The 5,318-nt window shown below is 62.7% G+C and carries 3 protein-coding genes; all 3 read right to left on the bottom strand.

The window, feature by feature from the left end:
• On the bottom strand, nucleotides 1-965 hold a 965-nt coding region (locus RWM61_RS19900; RefSeq protein ID WP_314004139.1), incomplete at its 3' end, for a homocysteine S-methyltransferase family protein.
• Between the two features lie 119 nt (nucleotides 966-1,084).
• The gene (gene dapF / locus RWM61_RS19895; protein ID WP_314004136.1) at nucleotides 1,085-1,918 is read right to left on the bottom strand and encodes a diaminopimelate epimerase; all 834 of its coding nucleotides are present in this window, start codon (nucleotides 1,916-1,918) and stop codon (nucleotides 1,085-1,087) included.
• 163 nt (nucleotides 1,919-2,081) lie between these two features.
• Nucleotides 2,082-4,859, bottom strand: a complete 2,778-nt coding sequence (locus tag RWM61_RS19890; protein WP_314004133.1) for a calcium-translocating P-type ATPase, SERCA-type — start codon at nucleotides 4,857-4,859, stop codon at nucleotides 2,082-2,084.
• Between the last annotated feature and the right edge of the window lie 459 nt (nucleotides 4,860-5,318).

The raw sequence follows: 5,318 nt of genomic DNA, 5'->3' as shown, positions 1-5,318 counted from the left end.
GCGTCCGGCGATGCCGGAGCGGCGGCGGCTCGCGGCTTCGCCGTAACCGTAACGGACGACCCAAGCTCCGCCGGGGCCGCTTCCGCCGGCCGCGGCCGGTAGCCGGCAAGCGCCGCCGCGATGGCCGCGACATGCTCCGGCGTCGTGCCGCAGCAGCCGCCGATCAGCCGCGCTCCCCTGTCCGCGAACCGGCGGGCGGTTTCGCCGAAATAATCGGGGCCCGCCGTGTACGTGTAGCGGCCGTCCACATAATCCGGCGTGCCCGCGTTCGGGAAGACCGACAACGGCAGGCCGACCGGTCCGCCGATGTTGTCGATCGCGCGCAGAATGCCGTTCGGCCCGTTCACGCAGTTGAAGCCGACCGCGTCGGCGCCCGCCGCCTCGAGCCGTCCGAATGCGTCGGCCAGCGCTATGCCGTCCTGCGTCGCGCCGGAGTCGGGCGCCGACAGCTGGCAGATGACCGGCACGTCGGAGGAAATCGACCGCGCGACGCCGAGCGCGAGCATCAACTCATCCAGATCGTAGAACGTTTCCAGCAGCAGGCCGTCCACGCCGGCATCGAGCAGAACGGCGATCTGCTGCTCGAACGCCTTTTTCACTTGCGCGGTCCGCACGTTTTTGCGGCGCCCGCCGCGCACCGATCCCACCGCCCCTACTACATACGCGTCGGCGCCGACCGCTCCGCGCGCGATGCGGACGCCTTCCCGGTTGATGCGCTCGACCTCGCCCTCCAGGCCGTATTTGGCCAGCTTCTCCGCGTTCGCGGAGAAGGTATTCGTCTCGATCACCCTTGCGCCGGCTTCATAATATCTCCGATGCACGCCCTCGATGACATCCGGCCGAATCATGTTGAATTCTTCATACGACACGCCGACAGGGAAACCCTGTTGATACAAATAGGTGCCCATCGCGCCGTCTCCCGTCAGCAGCGAAGACCGCAGCGCCTGCCGCAAGTCCGGTTTCATTGCCCGTTCCCCCCTTCTTTTGCAACCATCCCATGAAGCCTATTAAAGAGGAAAAGCAGTTGCTTTGCAAGCAGCCGCTTCTCCAATGTCGGTTCTATTGAGCTCCGCAGACGCGGTTGTTACGCCAGTTCGCCGCTGAAAACCTCGGCCGCGGGACCGGTCATATACACGTGATTGTCCGCTTCATTCCACTCGATCAGCAGGTCGCCGCCCTTGAGCGACACCGTCGCCGTCCGCTCGGTCAGGCCGTTCAGCACGGATGCGACCACGGTCGCGCATGCGCCCGTTCCGCATGCAAGCGTCGGGCCTGCGCCGCGCTCCCACACCCGCATATCGGTATGCGTGCGGGATTTGACTGTCACGAACTCGACGTTGATTTTGCGCGGGAACATCGGATGGGTTTCAAGCTTCGGGCCCCAGGTCTGAAGATCGAAGCCGACGGCGTCGTCCACGTATATGACGCAGTGCGGGTTGCCCATCGAGACGGCCGTAAAGGCGAACGGTCTGCCGTCCACTTCGATCGGATGGGCGACGACCGGACTCGCGTCGACCGTCGTCGGCACCTGCAATCCTTCGAGGACCGGCGCGCCCATGTCGACCCGCACTTTTACGGCTTTGCCGTTGTCTACGGTCAATCGCACCTTCTGTACGCCCGCGCCGAGCGTTTCGATCGTCATTTCCGTTTGGTCGGTCAGCCCGTGATCGTAAACGTATTTCGCGACGCAGCGGATGGCGTTGCCGCACTGCTCCGCCTCCGAGCCGTCGGAATTGATGATCCGCATGCGGAAGTCCGCTTTCGCGGACGGCAGGATGTACACCAGTCCGTCGGCCCCGATGCCGAAATACCGGTTGCACCATTCGATCGCCAGCCGGTCCGCGTTGTCCGGCAGAGACCGCTCGCCCGCCACCACGATAAAATCGTTGCCCAGCCCATGCATTTTCGTAAACTTCATCGGTTTTGCACTCCCTTTATCTTTCGGGACAATCCGCTTGTTGTCCATTTTTCCTTTTAGCATAACCGATGCTCCGGTGAAACGGTATTCATCATTTGCATCATTGTTTGCATTTGTTTGCACAGCACAAAGACCGGGGCAGGCCCGGTCTTCCTCGCATGATTCATCTCGCCGCCGGCTTGGAGGACCCATAGGTAATGCGCGTTCTTTTGCCTTTGCTTTGCGAGCTCAGCACGCTTCCGATGCCCATGAGGAACGTCGGAATGCCGGCCGCCACGAACACGAGGGACCATTCCCGAAGGCCGATCGGCACCGTCTTGAAAATCGGCTGCAATGCGTCGACGTAGAGCACGGCGAACATCAGGGCGAGCGACGACAGCACGGCCAGGACGAGGTAGCGGTTTTGCAGCAGATTGCGGTGGAAAATGGAGCGCGAGCTACGGCAGTCGAACACGTGGATGAGCTGCGCAAGCACGAGCGTGGCGAACGCGACCGTCTGCGCCTCCACGAGATTTCCGCCGTTCGATTGCAGCGTGACCCAGAATGCGCCGAGCGTGCACAAGCCGATCAGCACGCCGCGGCTGACGATTTTCCAGCCGAGCCGCCTTGCGAAAATATTTTCCTTGGCGGGGCGCGGCTTCTGCTGCATCAAATCCTTCTCGGCCTGATCGACGCCGAGCGCCATCGCCGGAAGGCCGTCGGTCACCAGATTGACCCATAGAATCTGAATCGGCACGAGCGGCAGCGGCAGGCCGGCCATCATCGCCAGGAACATCGTCAAAATTTCGCCGACGTTCGATGCCAGCAAATAGCGGATGAACTTGCGGATGTTCTCGTAGATGCCCCGGCCTTCCTCGATCGCGGCGACGATCGTAGCGAAGTTGTCGTCGGACAGCACGAGCGCCGACGCTTCCTTCGACACGTCCGTGCCGGTGATGCCCATGGCGATGCCGATGTCGGCGGCTTTGATCGCGGGCGCGTCGTTGACCCCGTCGCCCGTCATGGCGACGACGTGCCCTTTGCGCTGCAGCGCCTTGACGATGCGCAGCTTGTGCTCCGGCGCCACACGCGCATATACATACGTATCGTCCGCGATCCGGTCCAGTTCCTCGTCGGTCATCGACGCGAGCTGCCGGCCGCTCAGCGAACCGCCCCCCCGCGGCACGATGCCGAGCTGCTGCGCGATCGCTTCGGCTGTCAGCTGATGATCGCCGGTGATCATCACCGTCTTGATTCCCGCCCTGCGGCAGGTCGCGATCGCCTCGCGCACTTCCTTGCGCGGCGGATCGATCATCCCGGTAAGGCCGACGAAAATCATCTGGCACTCCACATCCCGCTCCGATTCGCACGCATCCTGCGGCCGCAGATCGCGGTAGGCGAGCCCGAGCACGCGCAGCGCGGATTGCGCCATCTCCTCGGCGGCCGCGGCGGCCTTCTGCCGCAGCGTGGCCGTGAACGGCACGACGTTGCCGTCCCACAGCGCGTAGGCGCATTGCTCGATGAGCAGATCCGGCGCGCCCTTCGTGCAGACGAGCCTGCCGCCGTGATGGCTGACGAGCACGGACATTCTTTTCCGCTCCGAATCGAACGGGTACTCCTTCTCCCGCTTGTACAGGCCTTCCAGCGAGGAGACCGTAACGCCCAGCTTGGCGGCCAATACGATCAGAGCGCCTTCGGTCGGATCGCCCTTCATGAGCCAGGTCTCGCGGTCCTCGTCTTTTTCTTTCTTTTTCTTTGCCTGCCTCTCCTGGGCCGGCAGCAGCCGGGCGTTATTGCAGAGCGCGGCGATTTGCAGCATCCGCCGCAGTGCCGAATCGCGTTTCAGATCGGCCGGACAGCCGTTCTCGAGCACATCTCCGGCCGGCTCGTAGCCTTCGCCCGTTACGTCCAGCTTTCGGCCGCCGGTCCACAGCTTCGTCACCGTCATTTTATTCTGGGTCAGCGTCCCCGTCTTATCCGAGCAAATGACCGACGCGCAGCCCAGCGTCTCCACCGACGGCAGCTTGCGGACGATCGCTTTGCGTTTGATCATCCGCTGCACGCCGAGCGCCAGCGCAATCGTGACGATGGCGGGCAGCCCTTCCGGAATCGCCGCCACCGCCAGGCTGACGCCTGCAAGAAACATGCCGTACGGCGGCTGTCCGTGCAAAATGCCGGCAATGACCACCATGACGGTCAAGCCGAGCGCGACGACGATCAAAATTTTGCCGAGCTGCTCCAGCCTGTGCTGCAGCGGCGTTTCCATCGCCTCCGTCTGCGCGATCAGGTGAGCGATTTTGCCCATTTCCGTTCCCATGCCGGTTCGCACGACGATGCCGCGCCCGGTTCCCCGGGTCACCATCGTCCCCATGAAACCGATGTTCTTCATATCGCCGGCGGGCAGGTCGGCCTCGGCAATCGGCAAGGTATGCTTGCTAGCGGGCACGGACTCCCCGGTCAGAGCGGATTCCTCCGCATAGAGGCCGTTCGTTTCCAGCAGCCGGATATCCGCCGGTATCCGGTCCCCGCTCTCGAGCAGGACGATATCGCCGGGTACGAGCAGGGCGGCGGGCAGCTCGATCGTTTTGCCGTCGCGCATGACGCGGGCTGTCGGAGCGGACAAAGCTTTCAGGGAACGCAAGGACTGCTCCGCCCTGTATTCCTGCACGAACCCGAGAATCCCGTTAATGACGATGATCGCCACAATCGTCACCGCATCCAGATATTCTCCGAGCAAGCCCGAAAGGAGCGTCGCGCCGACCAGTACGAGCACCATAAAATCTTTGAACTGGTTCAAAAACAGCGTCAGCGGCGAAACGCGCTTCCCTTCCGAAAGCTCGTTGCGCCCGTGCGCGTTCAGCCGCTCGGCCGCCTCCGCCGCCGACAGTCCCGTCTGCGGATTGCTCTTCAGCTTCTCCGCAAGCGCGGATTCGCCGAGCTGGTGCCACATCGTTTGATCCATCCGTCTCCCTCCCGTTTCTCCATCCGCCGCATCCGCCTTGTTCCACTCCGGGCGCACGGACAGCCTTTACAGGGTAAATGTATTCGGACAAACCGGAAAATATCACAGGCCGGGAAGAGGTTGTCTAAAATGCTGCCCCAGGTCCGGCCGGAGGAGGCTCGAGCAGTGCGGTGCGTTTGATTGATTGCGGCGCAGGTGAATGGAGAGGGTGCAGAGCGTGGCTCCCACGCCTCTAGGCATTATCCCTTTCCGACAGGAAAGAAATAAGCGACGTTTTGCTGGTTAGAGGGCAGGTTAGAGGGGGTGACCGAAGGCGGTTCGGCGAGGAATAAGCGACGTTTTGCAGGTTAGACGGTTACTGGAGGTGGGTCGGCGGCGGATAAGCGACGTTTTGCAGGTTAAATGGCGACCGGAAGCGGGTCGGCGGCGGATAAGCGACATTTTGCAGGTTAGACGGCG

The sequence above is a fragment of the uncultured Paenibacillus sp. genome (genome assembly GCF_963515335.1).
Taxonomy (GTDB): Bacteria; Bacillota; Bacilli; order Paenibacillales; family Paenibacillaceae; genus Paenibacillus_I.
This window is presented reverse-complemented; position numbering and strand designations above follow the sequence as displayed.